The sequence below is a fragment of the Acinetobacter sp. CAU_H_S139_7 genome (genome assembly GCF_058599305.1).
This window is the reverse complement of the sequence record NZ_CM178651.1, coordinates 41,286-60,414: the sequence shown is the minus strand read 5'-3', so window position 1 is coordinate 60,414 and position 19,129 is coordinate 41,286. Positions and strand designations below refer to the sequence as shown.

The following is a 19,129-nucleotide window of genomic DNA, read 5'->3' as shown; positions in this document are numbered from 1 at the left end:
TTGAAATTTTCAACGTTTCGCACCTGATATTGGCATAAATTTACAGCTTATGGCTAATTTTTTTTACTTTAAACCACTGCGCGTACAAGGCCGGTAAAAAGAACAGGGTTAATAGCGTCGCCACAATCAGTCCGCCCATGATCGCAACGGCCATAGGGCCAAAGAAAATACTTCTAGATAGTGGGATCATCGCCAGAACAGCTGCCAATGCCGTCAGCACAATTGGACGACAACGTCGCACCGTCGCATCGATGATTGCATCCCATTGTTCATGCCCCGCTTGAATGTCTTGCTCAATCTGATCAATCAAGATCAGCGAGTTACGCATGATCATGCCCGACAAGGCAATGGTGCCCAACATCGCAACAAAGCCAAAAGGTTTATTGAACAGTAGCAGGAACAACACCACGCCAATCAAACCTAAAGGTGCAGTGAGCAAGACAATCGTGGCACGAGACATACTGCGCAGTTGAATCATCAGCAAAGTCATGACCACGGCCAAGAATAAAGGCATGCCTGCTGCAACCGATTTACCCCCACGTGCAGACTCTTCCACTGTACCGCCGACTTCAACCAAATAGCCATTCGGCAGTTCCGCACGCAGCTGATTCATCTGTTCGGCCATTTCATCCACCACAGTGGCTGGCTGTAACTTGGTCCGAATATCTGCACGTACCGTAATAGTCGGTAGGCGGTTACGATGCCAAATCAAACCTTCTTCGAAGCTATACTCAATTTTGGCAATTTGTGCCAACGGTACTGTTCCGCCATTTGAAGTTGGAACGGCAAGACTCGCCAGTGATGCCACTTCAACCCGCTCGGCTTGATCGCCACGTAAACGGATTTCAATCAGCTCACGTTTCTCACGGTACTGGTTAATGGTGGCACCCGAAATTGAGCTGTTCAAGAAATTGGCCAAATCTAAACTCGATACCCCCATTTGGCGGGCACGGTCTTGATCAATCTCTAAATTGATCATCTTGCTTGGTTCACCCCAGTCCAAATGCACATTGGTGGTGTTGGGGTTAGCACTCAGCATCGCTGCGACTTTATCCGCCCAAGCACGCACTTGGGTCAAGTCTTCACCCGACACACGGTATTGAAGTGGATAACCGACAGGGGGACCGTTTTCAAGTAAAGAGACGCGAGTACGCACATCGGGCAATAACTGGCGGATTTGGGTGTCTAGGGATTTGCGAATTTCATTGCGATCATCCAGTGAAGAAGCCAAGACCACAAACTGAGCAAAGCTGGCCTGTGGTAGCTGCTGATCGAGCGGTAAATAAAAACGTGGCGAGCCTGTGCCCACATACGCCACATAATTATCTATGCCTTCTTGCTTCGACAGGAACTGTTCAACTTTTTTCACCGCATTTTCAGTTGCCGTTAAAGATGCACCTTCTTCAAGTTTTATGTCGACCAAAATTTCGGCACGATTTGAAGGTGGGAAAAACTGCTGTGGTACTAACTTAAACATCAACACCGAGAGCACAAAAATAGCCACCGTCGTTGCAATGACCGTTTTGCGATAGGTCACACACAGATCGACCCAACGGCGAAAACCTTGATAGAACTTAGTTTGATAAGGATCATGATGCTCACCTGCATGATGCACCATCGGCTGAGGTTCTGGCTGTTTGCGCAAACGTGCCCACAAACAGCTATACCACGGCGCTTTTTGAATCAGCTCTTTATTAAAATCGGGCAGGAGTTTGTCGCCCAAATAAGGCACAAACAACACCGCTGCAAACCAAGACACAATTAAGGCAATGGTCACCACTTGGAAAATAGAACGAGTGTATTCACCTGTACTGGACGCTGCCGTGGCAATCGGTAAAAAGCCCGCAGCGGTAATCAAAGTTCCCGTCAACATTGGGAAAGCCGTCGTTCGCCACGCATGCCCTGCTGCTTGTAGTCGACTGTAGCCTTGCTCCATTTTGATCGCCATCATTTCCACGGCAATAATAGCGTCATCGACCAAGAGGCCCAGCGCTAAAATGAGCGCACCCAAAGAAATTTTATGGAGACCGACATCAAAAATATTCATGCCTGCAAAGGTCATGGCCAAGACCAGTGGAATGGAGAATGCCACCACCAGTCCAGTACGGAAACCCAGCGAGAAAAAACTGACTAGCAGTACAATAATCACCGCTTCAGCCAAAACTTTCATGAACTCGTTGACACTACGCTTCACCGCAACAGGCTGATCTGAAACTTTTTTCAGCTCCATACCTAAAGGTAAGGTTTTTTGCAGCTTGGAAAACTCAGTTTCTAAGTTTTTACCCAAAGCCAAGATGTCGCCGCCTTTACGCATCGACACCGCAATGCCAATGCCATTTTCCCCCATAAAGCGCATACGGGGTTGAGCAGGTTCACTAAAGCCACGATAGACGTCGGCAACGTCGCTCAGCTGGATGGTTTTCCCATTGACCAATAAAGGCATACGTTGCAGTTCTTCAACGCTCTTAATTTGCCCTGTGACTCGGAGTTGAATACGATCCGATTCTGTTTCAAAAAAGCCTGCACTGGCCATGGTATTTTGCTGTTGCAGGGCTTGTTGCACCGCTGTCACAGGAATGCCTAACTGTGCCGACTTGGTGTTGGAAATTTCAATCCAAATCTTTTGATCTTGCAGCCCAACCAAGTTGACCTTGGCGACATCTTTGACGCGTTGTAGTTGTAACTGTAGACGGTCGGCATATTCTTTCATCACCGCATAATCAAAGTCTTTACCAGTCAGCACATAAATATTGCCGAAAGTATCGCCGAACTCATCATTAAAGAATGGTCCTTGTACCCCATTGGGCAGCTGATGTTTGATGTCTCCAACCTTCTTGCGTACGTCATACCACACATCTGGTATCTCACTGGAGCGCATGGCATCTCGTGCCACAAAAGTCACCATCGACTCGCCGGGTCTGGAGTAGGCCATAATGCGCTCATACTTACCCGTGGTCATCAGCTCTTTTTCAATACGGTCGGTCACTTGTTCAGACACCTCGCGCGCCGTTGCACCCGGCCAATAGGTCTGTACCACCATCACTTTAAAGGTAAAAGGTGGGTCTTCGCTCTGTGCTAGTTTGGAATAAGACACCACACCCACGATGCCCAGTAACAACATCAAATAAAGGACCAAGCCCTTATTTTTTAAGGCCCATTCCGACAGGTTATAGTTCATACTTAACTCCCTGTCGCAATCTTGACCGTTTTATTGTCACGGCTAATCGGTTGAATTTTTTGTTTTTCACGCAGTAAATGCACCCCACCCACCACGACATAGTCCTTTGGCTGTAAACCTGAACGAATGGTAACGCTGTCTCGACCATACTCCCCCACACTGACAGGGACTTTACGAATGCTGTTATCAGTATTCACCACCCAGACATAAGCATTTTTACCCGCAGCGGAAACACTGGCTAAAGGTACACTCAACACATTGCTTTCAGTTGAGCTGAAAAATACCCGTGCACTCTGTCCCAGTTGAATCGTATTTTGTCCTTCACGCAAAGCCACTTTGACACTAAAAGTACGTGACTGATCTGCGGCAGGCGAAATTTCACGGACGTAGGCAGCAAAACGTTCATCAGGTTTAGACCACAAAGTGACTAGGGCATCTTGTCCGACTTTAATCTGAGCAATGGCTTGTTCAGGCACACCAATCACCACTTCACGATCACCTGAAATGGCCAGTTGAAACGCGGGTTGCCCTGCTGAAATCACCTGTCCAATTTCAATATTACGCTCGGTAATCACGCCGTTTTTATTGGCGATCAGTTGGTTATAACTGGTTTGATTTTGCGTAACGTTGTAATTGGCTTGTGCTTGTTTCAAGCTCGATAGTGCGGCTTTATATTGATTTTCAACGCTGTCGTACTGTGAACGACTCACCGCATTACTCGGTAACAATTGCTTAAAGCGTTTGAGTTCATCCTGCGCATTTTTTTCAGCCGCTTGTGCACTTTCTAACTGTGCTTTGGCTGCATTTAATTGTAACTGGGCATCTTGTACATCTAAACGTGCTAAAACTTGTCCAACTTTGACTTGGTCACCTACATCGACCAGACGCTCCGTAACTTGTCCCCCAACACGAAAGGACAGTGCAGTTTGTTGGCGGGCTTGCACTTCGCCTGCATAGCTTTTTTGTTCTAGATGCGTGGTATTCGGTTGGCTCACCATTACCAAAGGCACCGACTCTGGTTCGGTCGTGTCTTTGCTACATCCCCACAAGGTGATACTACACACCACCATCATACTTGCCACAAGGGTCTGAATTTTGCTCATGAAGTCTGCTCTTCTTCCATAACCACCAATTAATCAGGCACAATATCCAGACTTAATTTGGTTATTTTTTAATTAATATAATGCATAGTACACTAATTAAAGATATGCTCAGATGTAAATGACTTTTTGAACTTTTTTTAGGAAAATGTGTGCAAACTTCAGCAGGACGTCCCAAGGATTTAGAAAAACGGCAACGTATTTTGGAGGTGGCACGTCAGTTGTTTTTACAACATGGCTACCACGGCTCCAGCATGGACCATATTGCCAAGGAAGCGCACGTCACCAAACTCACGGTGTATAACCATTTTCAAGACAAAGCCAATCTGTTCAGTTGTGCGATTGAGGAAACCTGTGAAAAGCTGATGCTGGGTCGTTCTTTTCAATTGCAACGTGCCGAAGACTTTGTGCCCATGCTCGAACAGATCTGTGCGCTATCGATGCATATTATTAACCTGCCTGAGGCCATCAAGCTGGAGCACTTACTATTACAGCTGGCCGCTGAACAAAATCCTTTGCTAGAGAACTTCTATAAAGCCTCCCACCTCAAAATGCGGGCGATTTGGGAACAGTTCTTTGACCAAGCCCAAACCTTAGGCGTGCTTCAGTTTGAACAGGTCAACGAGGTCATCACCTTATTAATGTCTCTGCTGTTTGGATACCGTCACCAAGAAATGTTGTTGGGGATGAATGAAGTGCCCAATGCCGAACAACGCGAGCAACTGATTCGAGAAGCCATTGCGATTTTTTTATTAAAATACCCCATACAAAAACCGTAAGATTCGGCTAATCAAATTTATATTTTTTATAATTAATTCAAATACTTGGGATTAAAACCATCTTTATTTTAAAACAATTGCTTGCCCTAAGTTGTTCATTTGATTCTAAATTCAGCAATTAATCCCCTACTTTTGTCTGCCCCTACTTGGATTGTCATCGAATCGGGGTATAGTCAAATTAAGAACAACGAGGGAATAATAATCATGATTCAACAAATTGATGCTCCACTACGTGAAGATGTCCGATTACTCGGTAACCTATTGGGTGAAACCCTCAAGGAGCATGCAGGACAAGATTTGTTTAATCAGGTCGAGCAAATTCGGGCCTTATCCAAAGGGGCACGGGATGGTCAAGTCGAAGCCGAAAAACAGCTGGAACAACTGTTTTTCAGCCTTGAAGATGATGAAATTCTGCCGCTGACACGTGCCTTTACCCACTTTTTGAACTTTGCCAATATTGCAGAGCAATATCATGTGGTCCGTAGCCGTCGTCAAAGTGAATTTGATGAGACCGCACCCTCTCCAAATCCACTCGACCACCTTTTTGCTAAATTTAAAAATAACGACATTTCAACCGATACGCTGTTCCAGCAAATCTGTGATTTAAATATTGAACTGGTTCTGACCGCTCACCCCACTGAAGTCAGCCGTCGTACCCTGATCCAAAAATATGATGGTATCAACGATGCCTTATTTAAAATGGATCAGCAAAAACTAACTCCTCGTGAGCGTCAAACAGTCCTTGAAGACTTAAAACAACTGATCTGTTCGGCATGGCAGACCGATGAAATTCGTCAACACCGTCCAACCCCAGTCGATGAAGCAAAATGGGGTTTCACCACCATTGAGCAAACCTTATGGAATGCCGTACCGAAGTTCATGCGTGAACTAGACGGCATGGTAATAGAGCACTGTGGGCAACGTCTGCCTCTCCATGTCGCACCTGTACGTTTCGCTTCATGGATGGGTGGTGACCGTGACGGCAACCCGAATGTGACACACAACATTACTCAAGAAGTCCTGTGGCTATCGCGTTGGAAAGCGGCTGATCTTTACTTACGTGACATTGAAGACTTGCGTTGGGAACTGTCGATTCAAAGTTGTAGTGATGAACTGCGTCAAGCCTTGGGTCAAGACCATCCTGAACCCTACCGCGAATATTTACGCGATACCCGCGAACGGCTAAAAGCTACGCGCCATTGGCTCGCAGAAAAACTGCGCGGTGCCGATGCCGATGACAGCTTGGTGATTAAAGCCAAAGAGGAACTGTTACAGCCTTTACTGCTGTGTTATCGCTCTTTGATTGCCAGCAACCTGCCTGAAATTGCCAATGGCAAATTGCTAGACTTTATCCATCGAGTGAACTGTTTCGGGATTGAACTGCTAAAACTGGATATTCGCCAAGAGTCAGGACGTCATCGCCAAGCGATTTCCGCCATTACTGAATATTTGGGTCTGGGTAATTTTGAAACGTGGACCGAACAAGCGCGCCAAAACTTCTTATTACAGGAACTACAAAGCAAACGTCCACTGTTGCCCAAGCATTTAAATGAGCCTGCGCAAAGCTTAATTGAACAACCTGAAGTGCAAGAAGTGTTTGCCACCATGCGCACTTTGGCAGCGCAGCCTCAAGAAAGTTTAGGTGCCTACATTATTTCGATGGCTGAATATCCAAGTGATGTGCTGGCGGTACTGCTTTTGCAAAAAGAAGCAGGTATCCAACACCCACTACGTGTGGTGCCATTGTTTGAAACATTGAAAGACTTAGATGGCGCCGCAGCCACCATGAATACCTTATTCAATATGCATTGGTATAAACAGCATATTCAGGGCAAACATGAAGTCATGATTGGCTACTCAGACTCTGCAAAAGATGCAGGCTTTATGTCAGCCAATTGGGCACAGTACCGTGCGCAAGAAGAATTAACCGCAATTGCGAAAACGCATGGCATACAACTCACACTATTTCATGGTCGTGGCGGTTCCATCAGCCGTGGCGGTGCGCCAACGCAACAAGCCCTGTTTTCACAGCCACCTGGCTCGATTTCAGGTGCAATTCGAGTCACTGAACAAGGTGAAATGATTCGCTTCAAGTTTGGCCTAGAAGGCATTGCGCTACAAAACCTAGAGATTTATACCGCTGCCACTTTAGAAGCCACTTTACTTCCACCACCCGTCCCAAAACCTGAGTGGCGCGAGTTAATGCACAGCATGACCGATTTGTCGGTACAGGTATATCGTCAGACCGTGCGAGAAAACCCGCACTTCGTCAAATATTTACGCACCGTCACGCCAGAGCTTGAACTGCAAATGTTACCGCTTGGCTCACGCCCTGCAAAACGTAAAGTCACTGGCGGCATTGAGTCTCTACGTGCCATTCCTTGGGTATTTGCGTGGACCCAGATTCGTTTGATGTTACCCGCTTGGCTAGGTACTGGCGCGGCAATTAACCAAGTGATTGATCAAGGTCATAAAGCCACCTTAGATGAAATGCTGGTGGCATGGCCGTATTTCCAAACCCTGATTGATATGTTGGAAATGGTGCTCTCAAAGTCTGATGCTCATGTAGCGCTATATTATGAGTCGCACCTGACCGATGATGAGGACTTGAAAGTGCTCGGTGAACATCTACGTCAGCGCTTAAAGTATGCAGTACAAACCCTGTTAGCGCTTAAAGGTGAATCAAAACTACTGAGCAGTAACGAAGTTTTAGACCAGTCAATGAGAGTGCGCAAACCGTATTTATTGCCGCTACATTTACTCCAAGCAGAGTTAATGAAACGTCGTCGCCGCTACCTAGAAGAGCGTCAGGAAACAAATACACCTGTAGATCATGCACTTATGGTGAGTATCGCCGGCATTGCAGCGGGTCTTCGTAACACAGGATAAAGTTTTAAGCCCGCTCCATTTAAAGCACATCAGCATGATGTGCTTTTTTATTGACCGCATGGTCAAACCTTTTATAATTTTTTATCAATCCAATCATAAATATTTATGAATGAGCGATTGGCTAAATTTACCAATTAAACATTGATTTTTCATTATTTTTAAAAATTAAAAGTTTTACCATACGGTAAAAAGTTCTGAAAAGTCATAAGATTAGTTTGAACAATTTTTTGTATCACTGATTAAATCTTCTAAAAAACAAGAGTATGATGTGCACAATTTATCTTTAGAGTGCTCAAAAAATGTCCAATTGGTTTCCCAAATGGCGCCCGTACGAAGGCAATATCGATGCACGTCCTGTTGGCACAAGTGAATACCTCCCTGCTTCACAAAGTGCAATTTTAGGTGTGCAGCATGCCTTTGCCATGTTTGGAGCAACGGTTCTTGCACCTTTCTTAATGGGCTTCGATCCCAACCTTGCTATTTTAATGTCCGGGATTTGTACCATCTTGTTCTTTATTATGACGGGTGGACGTGTTCCAAGCTATTTAGGTTCAAGTTTTGCCTTTATTGGGGTCGTGATTGCAGCAACGGGCTATACCGCATCGGGCACAGGCGCACTCAATCCAAATTTAGCTATGGCGGGCGGCGGTATTATTGCCTGCGGCGTGCTCTATACCTTGTTTGGTTTTATGGTCATGGCAACGGGCACTAAGTGGATTGAAAAACTGATGCCGCCTGTGGTGACAGGTGCTGTGGTGATGATTATTGGTCTCAACCTTGCGCCAGTGACGGTCAAAGGCGTTGCGGGCAATTCCTTTAATATGTGGATGGCACTAGTTACCGTATTATGTATGGGCTCGATTGCAGTCTTTACCCGTGGTTTATTGCAGCGTCTCTTATTATTAATTGGTTTGTTACTGTCTTACTTGGTCTATTTCATCGTGACCAACGTTATGGGCTATGGCACAGCGATTAATTTTGCACCAATTCAACAAGCCGCTTGGTTTGGTTTACCGACTTTTCATGCGCCTGAATTTAATGCCAATGCCATGATGATCATTGCACCAATTGCGTTAATTTTGGTGGCAGAAAACCTCGGTCACATTAAAGCCGTGAGTGCGATGACCGGTGAAAACCTTGATCCGCACATTGGTAAAGCGTTTGTTGCCGATGGTGTCGCAACGACATTAGCAGGCGGTGTCGGCGCACCAGGCATGACCACCTATGGTGAAAACATTGGAGTCATGGCAGTCACACGAGTTTACTCGACCATCATTTTTGCCATCGCAGGTGTGTTTGCCATTTTCTTGGGTCTGTCACCGAAATTTGGTGCCATCATCCATACCATTCCGACCGCGATTTTAACCGGTGCATCGATTGTAGTGTTTGGTTTGATTACCATCGCGGGTGCAAAAATTTGGATTGAAAACAAAGTCGATTTTTCACAGAACAAAAACCTGATGGTCGCAGCAGTCACCATCATTTTAGGTACAGGTGATTTTGCCTTACAAATTGGCAACTTTAACTTGGGTGGTATTGGTACTGCTACGTTTGCAGCGTTGTTCTTAAACTGGTTCTTCAGCTTAGGGCAAAAAGATTAATCTATCTGATATTTTGATTATCCATTGTTGATCGCAGCCTTCGGGCTGCTTTTTTTGGTCTAATGCTCTGACTCCTATTACACCTAAAGGGATGTCTCAAAACGCAAAAAGGACTAAGATAAAGCAACATTTTCCGCTTTGACCCTGCCATGCGCCTTGATTTTTTTGATCTGCAATTGTTTATCAATATCCTGAGTACAGGCAGTCTTACCAAGGGTGCAGAACGCTCCGCCATTTCTTTACAGGCCGCCAGTGAGCGAATTAAAAAATTAGAACACCATTTTGAAGTCAGTTTATTTACCCGCCATGCAACTGGGGTAAAAGCGACCCTTGCTGGACAAACCTTTGCGGAATATGCGCAGCACTTACTGCAACAACAGCAGCAATTACAACAAGCCATGCTGCCCTTTGCTCACAGTGCAACGAGCAACATTATATTGTGGTGCAACTCATCGGCGCAGAGTGAGTACTTACCTCATTTATTGCCGCAGTATTTAATGGAAAATCCGCAGATTCATATTGAATTAAAAGAAGCCGAAACCAATGACATCATTCAGGCCCTCAGTACAGGTACGGCGCAGTTGGGGCTGATTTCTGGTTTTTTTGATGCAGGGCAGCTTGAAACTCAAGAGTTTGCTGAAGACCCGTTGGTACTGATCTGCCCAAGCCAGCATCCACTTGCCACTGCGGCTCAACTGGAGCTGGGTGAATTATTGCAACATCCGTTTGTGGGCCTCATGCAATATCACTCCTTACAACAGTCAATAGAAGCGCAAGCCAAACGCTTAGGCTGTGACATCCACTATCGTCTACGGGTGCCGAACTTTGCTGCAATCGCCCAAGTCGTTGCCAATGGCGTCGGCATTGCGATTATTCCCAAACGGGCAGCCCTGCGTTTAAAAGCACAGTATGATTTTCAGCAGGTTGAACTCTTAGGCAAATGGGCAAACCGCAAGTTGCTGTTAGCAGCACAGTGTTTTGATCAGCTCCCCGCAGATTACCAACGCTTTAGTCAATTCCTCTTGAGCCAACATGACCAACTCATTGCGTATTAAAGCCAGCCCAGTTGATGTAAAACCATATAACTGCCAAATAGCACTAGGCCCACAAAGAACACCTTACGAAAGGCTTGTTCAGGAATGCGGTAGCGAATTTTAGTGCCCAACCACATTCCGAGCAATGCAGGAAGCAGAGCGATCAACGACAGTTGATAGTCAATGGGAGTGTCTTCAACAGGATTTAGATGTAAATACACGGCCAAACATAAAGTTGAAACGGTAAAGGCAAGGCCGAGCGACTGTACCAAATCATCCCGTTTCAAATGCAAGGACTGCAAATACGGCACCACGGGAATCACTACCACCCCTGTCGCCACCGTCAAAGCACCGCCCAAATAGCCCATGATCGGTGATAAATATTTTTCATACGGGGCTAAGTTGGGCATGTTTTTGGCAAACAAACCATATAGACCATAAATGGCCAGCATCCCGCCCAACAGCGCTTCACTTTGAAATTCGCCATGTCCAAGTGTAGGAAAAACACTCCAAACTGAACCAATGATCATGCCCACCAGCAACGGCCAAAAGCGTTGTACCAGTCGCAGTACACGTCCTTCTGCGAACAATTGCCAGAAGTTCGTGACCATGGAAGGGATAATCAGCAAAGTTGCCGCTTGAAATGGACTAATCACCAAAGATAAAAGTCCCATCGACACGGCGGGCAAACCCAGACCAATGGTACCTTTAATCATGCCTGCGACAGCAAAAACAAAAATAACAAAAGCAAGCATGACGCTTCTCTCTAAACACTTAGCGCCATGCTATATAATTTAAATCTGGACTCATATCACTGTTTTTAGAAGTAAGCCTCAACCAAAGATTGAGGCTTACTGGGAAGAATGGACTGGACTCAACTGTTATTGAATCCAGATGTGATGCAGTGCAATTCTGCTTAGTATTTGAAATTTAGGCTGAAGCGGAAAGTACGTGGATCGCCCCAATTGACCAATTGCGCATTTGGCGTGGTGCCGACTAAATACTCTTTATCAAACAGGTTTTTTACACTGAACTTTGCGCCCCAATTTTTCGCTTCATAACCGGCACTGACGTCATACAGCGTATAGCTCGATAGTGGCACATAATCAGTCCCACGTTGTGCTGTACGCGCACCTTGATAATTCGCACTAGCACCAATATTCCAGCCCAATTGCTCATCTGCAAAGAAGTATTGGGTTGATAAAGAGGCGGCATTTTTAGGCACATGGTTAATTCGCTTGCCAATATCGCTGCTAGTTTCACTTTCAGTAATTTTTGCAGTTGGAATATAACTATAGGTTGCGGTCAGGTTCCATTGATCAGTTAGAGCAGCTGATAACTCTGTTTCAAAGCCCTTTGTGACTTGCTCACCTGTTTGAATTGAAAAATTCCCTGAAGCATCTGTTTCTGTGACATTCTGACGAGTTAAATCATAATAAGCCACATAGCCTTGCAGTCTTTGATTCAACCCTTGGAATTTAACCCCAACTTCAGCTTGTTTCCCTTCTTCTGGATCAAGCAACGAACCATTTTCACCAGAATCAGTCACCGGCATAAAAGAGGTTGCATAACTGATATATGGTGCAAACATATCATTGATACGGTACATCACCGATGCACTACCCGTAAAAGCATTATCTGAATTTTTAGTTGTTGTATTTGTTAGGATATTGTCAATTTCAACTTGAGTCCAGTCATGGCGTCCAGAGAGCCCAATAATCCAGTCATCATCAATTTTAATGGTGTTTCTTAAATACAAACCTGCATATTGGCTATAGGTGATTTCTTCCGTTGGCACACCTACTTTTTTGATACTTATATTTCCATAACTTGGATTATCTGCATCAAAGTCATTATTGATCGTATCGGTACGACGATAATAATCACTACGCTCACGCATCATATCTAAACCAACCATTACATCATAGTTTATATGCTCGAAATTGAAATTTCGCTGTAAATTATTGTCTAAGGTATAATTAATATCTTGTTTATCTTGATTGTTGATTGCTCGTTTAATTGTAGGTAATGTACTTCGACCAGATGCTAAAATCGAATCACCCAATGTCTCGGTTTTAGTCACAGCAAAGTTTTGTTTAAAAGTCCAAGCATTATCAAAATAATGTGCATAGTTCGAACCTAAACGATAAACATCAACGTCATAGCCATAGTCAGGATCGCCAAAGAACAGGCTATGTGAATATTTTTTATAATTTCCACCACTATATGGAATACCCTGTTGACGGACATATTCACGGCGCTGGTAACTGGCGATGACAGACAAATCATCTTTGTCGCCTAAGTCAAAATTATAAGACGGCGCAATATAATAATTTTTAAAATAAACATGATCTGTTGGATCATCCTGATCAGACACTCTCCCAACAACACGAAACGCCCCTTTATCAGTATTATTTGGTGCATAATTAAGATCGAAAGTGCCTTCTTTTAAACCATAACTACCGTAGCTTAATGTGCCTTTATAAGCAGTTTCTGCTTGTGGCCGCTTTGTGGTCAAATTGACTAAACCGCCCGGCAAAGCTAAACCAAAACCTACAGATGTAGGACCTTTCACCACTTCAATCGACTCAAGACCTGAGATATCTTCTGCTCTTAAAACATTGTCCGATGCTTGTATGCGTAAACCATCAATATACGTTTGCGAACTCGAAATTTGCCCACGAATAATAAAGTCATCCCAACCACGGCGACCATACTGTCCTGCGGTGACCCCCGCTACACCCTGCAAGGCTTCAGACAGCGTTTTCGCTTGTTTCTGTTCCAGTTGTTTTTCACTAATCACGCTGATCGATTGTGCGGTTTCAAAAAGTGGGGCATCTGAACGCAAAACAGCTGATGCTGTTTTTGCTGCATATGCCGCTTTGTCATCAGCACCTTGGGCTTCAAATTGCAAAGTCGGTAAAACTTGGGATGATGCTGTTTCCTGTGTCTCGCCCTGAGCAAACGCTGCTGTAGTCATCACGGCCAGAATGGATAAGCTCAAAGAAGAAATATGAAAACGCATAACATCGATCAACAGACAGAAAGGATGCCAATTATAATCATTTTCATTTGGAAGCCTATTTATTAATAAAATTTAACAATGAATTTAATTGTTAAACCTCATTAACCTTATTAATAAGCACTTCAATAACTCAGCCTAAAAACACCATCGGCTTTAGGTTTCATGTGTTATTGGACTGTTTTGTTCAATAAGAGGTATACAAAACTCAGCCTTCGCTTTCATCCACAGGGTCGGTTTTATATTGATCTTCCAGCACATTACTGAAAATACTTTCAATCATCCAGACGCGATAAAGACTATTAAAGACATAGCTCTGCCCATCCACACGCAGTTCAAGCACGGGAAAATCAGGCTGGGACTTCATTTCACAGAGCATGTCATTTTCTTGAAGCTTGGCTTCCACATCTTCGGTGATCAATGCTGTGATTTCCAATTCTTGCATCAGTTGATCAAAATGCGATTTAAAGGATAAATCTTTGCCTTGAGTCCAAACGGCTTTCAAAATCCGATACATGGCATCAACGCGCTGCTCTTCAGGCACGCTATAAAATAACTGTGCCATCGCCAAAGTGGCTGCTTGCGTCGGACGGCAAAACGGTGTGAATTTGATTTCTGTCCGTTTGGATAAACGCGTTGCCAAACTCCAATCAAACCCATCTCGACCGTGATAACTGAGCGGGTAGACATTGAGCTGAATATTATAATAATCGGCCAGTTCTTCTTTAATATAGGCCAATAACAACCATGAAATTGGATCTTCCAACGCAACGTATAGGTCTAACTCTGGATCGAGCGCCTGAATTTCATTTAACTCTTCAGCATCACTAATCAAATGCTCACGCCAATCAATATGATTGATCAAGAAAATTGGGTTATCGGTAAATAATTTTTGTTGTTTTAAACGGCGTGTTAAACGCAGCAGATCATCGACGGCATGATACTGACGGTCACCGAGTTGGAAGTAACTGGCCAGTACCGCATCATCATTAAAAATACGTTCTGGAAAGTGTTGCTCTTGATGGTGACGGCTGGCCATCGCATATAAGGTGCGCAGCTTACCTTCTTGTTTTTGCCATAGCATGTGAAATACATCTTCCAGCAAATACAAAAAATCCTGCCCACGCAGCGGTGTATGCCGCAAGATGGTTTCCGCTTGGCTCAGCGCCTCTGGACTGGGTTGTTCTGGCGTTTCGTGAAAACTAAAACGGTGCTGGCGCGACAGAATTTTGGCATCATTTAAACAATAAGTTTGCCACTCCAAAGCCGACATTTGATTCGGGGGGGCAGCAGCCTGACTGGAAATGACCACCTTCAATGGTTTCAGTTCGTCCGCTAAAATTTCTTCAATTTGTGGTAACTGCTGAACCGCTAAATAGCTATATACATCGTCGAGGCGTAAATGAATACTCAAGCCTTGTTCAGTAGATACGACCGTTTGACGAATCGGTTTTTGGTAAAACCAACGCGATCGAATCGGATCGAACCATCGACGCAACAGTGACATGAGCAAAGCCTCTAAATTAAACCCTTGAAAGTACTACAAGGGTTTATATCAATTCATAGCAAAATGATCAATTAGACATCTAAATTTAGATCAGTTACCGCGCCTTTTTCCGCACCTGTGGTCAGTTTTGCAAACTTGGCCAAAGCCCCATAACGATAATTCGGTTGCGGTTTCACCCACGCGGCTTGACGCGCTGCAATCTCTTCTGCAGAAACATGCCACGTCATTTCGCGGGTTTCTGCATTAATCGAGATTTTATCGCCATTTTGCACTAAACCAATTGGCCCGCCTTCATAGGCTTCTGGGGTGACATGTCCAATCACAAAGCCATGACTACCACCAGAGAAACGACCATCGGTGATCAGCGCCACAGATTTACCGAGACCTTTACCAATAATCGCTGAGGTCGGTTTCAGCATTTCTGGCATGCCCGGTCCACCTTTAGGCCCTTCACCACGAATCACCACCACCTCACCCGCTTGAACTTCGCCATCCAAAATGCCACGCATTGCGCCAATTTCACCTTCAAAGACACGTGCAGGTCCTTCAAAGTAAAGGCCTTCTTTGCCGGTAATTTTAGCCACAGCACCTGTTGGAGACAGGTTACCTTTAAGCACCACCAAGTGAGAGTCTTTTTTAATTGGCGCGTCGAACGGTAAAATAATCTGTTGACCTTCTGGATAGTCTTCAACCTCAGCCAAATTTTCCGCCAAGGTCTTTCCGGTGACCGTTAAACATGAACCATCGAGCATGCCAGCATCAAGCATCCGCTTCATCAGCGGTTGAATGCCCCCAATCGCGATCAACTCAGACATCAAATATTTGCCAGATGGACGCACATCGGCCACTACGGGAATATCTTGCCCAATACGGACAAAATCATCCAAACTCAGCTCAACCCCAGCAGTATGTGCCATTGCCAGTAAGTGCAGCACACCATTGGTCGAACCACCCAAGGCAATCAGTACTTTAATTGAGTTTTCAAATGCAGCTTTGGTCATAATGTCGCGTGGTTTCAGGTCTAAGCGCAGTAAATTCATCACCGCTTCACCTGCTTTTTGACAGTCGATCCGCTTGTCATCCGAAACCGCTTCTTGTGCAGAGGAGCCCGGCAAACTCATGCCCAAGGCTTCAATCGCAGAAGCCATCGAGTTTGCAGTGTACATACCGCCACATGAACCCGGCCCCGGTAGCGCCACTTCTTCAATCTGTTTGACTTGAATGGCACTGATTTCACCTTTGGCGTGCTGACCCACAGCTTCAAAGACAGAAATCATGTCGGTATGCCCTGCGCCCGGCTTAATGGTCCCGCCATAAACAAACAAACCTGGACGGTTTAAACGGGCTAAGCCCATGATACAACCCGGCATATTTTTGTCACAGCCACCAATCGCGATCACCCCATCATAGGCCTGACAGCCCACCACGGCTTCTATCGAATCGGCAATAATTTCACGAGAAAGCAATGAATACTTCATGCCTTCGGTGCCGTTCGAGATCCCGTCAGAAATGGTAATGGTATTAAAAATAATGCCTTTACCGCCAGCTTGATTAACCCCTTTTTCAGCCTCACGTGCCAAACCATCGATGTGCATATTACACGGCGTGACATTGGCCCACGTCGAAGCAATACCGACAAAGGGACGAGTAAAGTCGGAATCTTTAAAGCCTGTGGCACGCATCATGGAACGTGCGGGTGCATTTTCGATGCCTTCATAAACGGGGGCTGAATGTTCGCGGATATTGTCTTTACTCATTGTATTTGTCCTTAGCGATGGCTGCGTATTACTCTACAGTCTTGGCAATTTTTGCTGTTTTTATTGTATAGAAAGCAAGCTAGACATGAAAGCGACTCACTGGGTATTACATGAAGCCATTTATTGTGGTTCTACCCAAATCAGGTCGCATGATGAAGCGACATGGATGTCGCTGTTTCACTGTATGGCAGGAAAAAAAAGGCGTTCGACCTACTTTTGCTAAAACAAAAGTAGGTCGAACCGAAGGTTATCAACTGCAATTTGAGAAACCTATTTAAGACTCCATTGTGCTGAACCAATGACTTTTAAATAAAAAGCACCTCAAATGAAGTGCTTTTTTAATCAGTCAAAGACTACAGCTTAAATGTCACGTACCGCACCTTTAGACGCACTGGTAGTATGCATTGCATAAGCTTTTAAGGCTTTAGAGACTTTACGCGGACGCTGTTCAGCAGGTTGCCAGCCTTTGGCTTCTTGTGCTTCACGGCGCGCAGCCATGGTTGCTTCATCCACCGCCAAGTGAATACTACGGTTTGGAATATCGATCTCGATACGGTCGCCATCTTCCACCAAACCAATTGCACCACCTTCAGCTGCTTCAGGCGACACGTGACCAATCGATAGACCTGATGAACCTCCCGAGAAACGACCATCGGTGAGTAAAGCACAGTCTTTACCAAGGCCTTTCGATTTTAAGTAACTGGTTGGATACAACATTTCTTGCATACCCGGACCACCACGCGGACCTTCGTAACGAATCACCACCACATCGCCAGCAGTGATTTTTCCACCTAGAATCGCCTCTACCGCTGCATCTTGGCTTTCAAATACACGTGCCGTGCCGTTGAATTTCAAGATGGAATCATCCACACCCGCTGTTTTCACAATACAGCCTTCAAGTGCGATATTGCCGTACAGCACAGCCAAACCACCATCTTGAGAGAAGGCATGTTCAGCATTACGAATCACGCCGTTGTCACGGTCACCATCTAAACGAGAGTAGTAACGGTCTTGTGAAAATGCGGTTTGCGTCGGGACACCACCCGGTGCTGAACGGAAGAATTGATACACGTCTTCGTCTTCTGTACGGATGATGTCCCACTTGTCCAAAGCATCTTTTAAGGTTTTTTCATGCACAGTCGGTACAGACGTATCCAATAGCCCTGCACGGTCTAACTCACCCAAGATCGACATGATACCACCCGCACGGTGTACATCTTCCATGTGCACATCTTGCTTTGCAGGTGCAACTTTACACAGTACCGGCACTTTACGTGACAAACGGTCAATGTCAGTCATGGTAAAGTCAACTTCCGCTTCATGCGCCGCTGCCAACAAGTGTAAAACAGTATTGGTTGAACCGCCCATTGAAATATCAAGCGTCATGGCATTTTCAAAGGCTGCTTTGGTGGCAATTGAACGTGGCAACAAGCTGTAATCGTTTTGTTCGTAATGACGTTTGGTAATTTCAACAATCAACTGACCGGCACGCTCGAATAGTTTTTTACGATTCGCATGGGTCGCTAAGGTTGAACCATTGCCCGGAAGGGATAGCCCCAAAGCTTCGGTTAAACAGTTCATTGAGTTTGCAGTAAACATGCCTGAACATGAACCACAGGTTGGACAAGCTGAACGTTCGTATTCAGCCACTTCTTCATCAGTGAAGCTGTCATCTGCTGCGACGATCATGGCATCAACAAGGTCAATCGCGTGTTCATTGCCACGGATTTTCACTTTACCCGCTTCCATCGGCCCGCCAGAGACAAACACCACTGGAATATTCAAGCGCATAGACGCCATCAACATGCCCGGGGTAATTTTGTCACAGTTTGAAATACACACCATAGCATCAGCACAGTGTGCATTGACCATGTATTCCACCGAGTCCGCAATCAAGTCACGTGAAGGCAATGAATACAGCATGCCATCGTGTCCCATCGCGATCCCATCATCGACCGCAATGGTATTAAATTCTTTAGCTACGCCACCTGCTTTCTCAATTTGACGTGCAACAAGTTGACCTAAGTCTTTTAAATGAACGTGACCCGGTACAAATTGAGTGAATGAGTTGACTACCGCAATAATCGGCTTACCAAAGTCTTCGTCTTTCATCCCCGTTGCGCGCCATAAGCCACGCGCACCCGCCATGTTTCTTCCGTGTGTTGATGTTTTTGAACGATAGTCAGGCATTGTACTTTTCCAACATAGTTGTGCTTGAGATGAATGTCCACATTCACTCTGGCTAAAATCTGAGTTCTGAGA

The 19,129-nt window shown here is 45.2% G+C and carries 11 protein-coding genes; 4 read left to right on the top strand and 7 right to left on the bottom strand.

What is annotated here, in order from left to right:
- Positions 1 to 40: 40 nt before the first annotated feature.
- On the bottom strand, positions 41 to 3,178 hold the full coding sequence (locus AC4MC0_RS00240) for an efflux RND transporter permease subunit (RefSeq protein ID WP_491887196.1): 3,138 nt from the start codon (positions 3,176 to 3,178) through the stop codon (positions 41 to 43).
- A gap of 2 nt (positions 3,179 to 3,180) precedes the next feature.
- Complete coding sequence (locus AC4MC0_RS00235; RefSeq protein ID WP_279697122.1) at positions 3,181 to 4,281, bottom strand: efflux RND transporter periplasmic adaptor subunit; 1,101 nt, start codon at positions 4,279 to 4,281, stop codon at positions 3,181 to 3,183.
- 149 nt (positions 4,282 to 4,430) lie between these two features.
- Between AC4MC0_RS00235 and AC4MC0_RS00230 the strand changes: the two genes are divergently transcribed.
- The 4 genes from AC4MC0_RS00230 (at position 4,431) to AC4MC0_RS00215 (ending at position 10,602) form a co-directional block, all read left to right on the top strand.
- The gene (locus AC4MC0_RS00230; protein ID WP_195728405.1) at positions 4,431 to 5,057 is read left to right on the top strand and encodes a TetR/AcrR family transcriptional regulator; all 627 of its coding nucleotides are present in this window, start codon (positions 4,431 to 4,433) and stop codon (positions 5,055 to 5,057) included.
- Positions 5,058 to 5,261: 204 nt separating this feature from the next.
- Complete coding sequence (ppc, locus tag AC4MC0_RS00225; protein WP_195728406.1) at positions 5,262 to 7,946, top strand: phosphoenolpyruvate carboxylase; 2,685 nt, start codon at positions 5,262 to 5,264, stop codon at positions 7,944 to 7,946.
- A gap of 299 nt (positions 7,947 to 8,245) precedes the next feature.
- Complete coding sequence (locus AC4MC0_RS00220; RefSeq protein WP_058951473.1) at positions 8,246 to 9,547, top strand: solute carrier family 23 protein; 1,302 nt, start codon at positions 8,246 to 8,248, stop codon at positions 9,545 to 9,547.
- A 149-nt stretch (positions 9,548 to 9,696) separates the two neighbouring features.
- Positions 9,697 to 10,602 carry a LysR family transcriptional regulator gene (locus AC4MC0_RS00215; RefSeq protein ID WP_183175356.1) on the top strand — a complete coding sequence of 302 codons (906 nt, stop codon included), beginning with the start codon at positions 9,697 to 9,699 and terminating at the stop codon, positions 10,600 to 10,602.
- Here the strand turns inward: AC4MC0_RS00215 and AC4MC0_RS00210 are convergent.
- The 5 genes from AC4MC0_RS00210 to ilvD (AC4MC0_RS00190) all read right to left on the bottom strand — a co-directional run bounded on the left by AC4MC0_RS00210 (position 10,599) and on the right by ilvD (AC4MC0_RS00190) (position 19,057).
- Positions 10,599 to 11,336 carry a sulfite exporter TauE/SafE family protein gene (locus AC4MC0_RS00210; protein WP_062031789.1) on the bottom strand — a complete coding sequence of 246 codons (738 nt, stop codon included), beginning with the start codon at positions 11,334 to 11,336 and terminating at the stop codon, positions 10,599 to 10,601. The genes AC4MC0_RS00215 and AC4MC0_RS00210 overlap by 4 nt on opposite strands.
- A gap of 161 nt (positions 11,337 to 11,497) precedes the next feature.
- On the bottom strand, positions 11,498 to 13,606 hold the full coding sequence (locus AC4MC0_RS00205) for a TonB-dependent siderophore receptor (RefSeq protein WP_491887195.1): 2,109 nt from the start codon (positions 13,604 to 13,606) through the stop codon (positions 11,498 to 11,500).
- 205 nt (positions 13,607 to 13,811) lie between these two features.
- Positions 13,812 to 15,110, bottom strand: coding sequence for a hypothetical protein (locus AC4MC0_RS00200; protein ID WP_491887194.1), 1,299 nt, complete (start codon positions 15,108 to 15,110; stop codon positions 13,812 to 13,814).
- 71 nt (positions 15,111 to 15,181) lie between these two features.
- The gene (ilvD, locus tag AC4MC0_RS00195) at positions 15,182 to 16,867 is read right to left on the bottom strand and encodes a dihydroxy-acid dehydratase (RefSeq protein ID WP_004691869.1); all 1,686 of its coding nucleotides are present in this window, start codon (positions 16,865 to 16,867) and stop codon (positions 15,182 to 15,184) included.
- A gap of 360 nt (positions 16,868 to 17,227) precedes the next feature.
- On the bottom strand, positions 17,228 to 19,057 hold the full coding sequence (gene ilvD, locus AC4MC0_RS00190) for a dihydroxy-acid dehydratase (RefSeq protein ID WP_279700825.1): 1,830 nt from the start codon (positions 19,055 to 19,057) through the stop codon (positions 17,228 to 17,230).
- Positions 19,058 to 19,129: the final 72 nt, after the last annotated feature.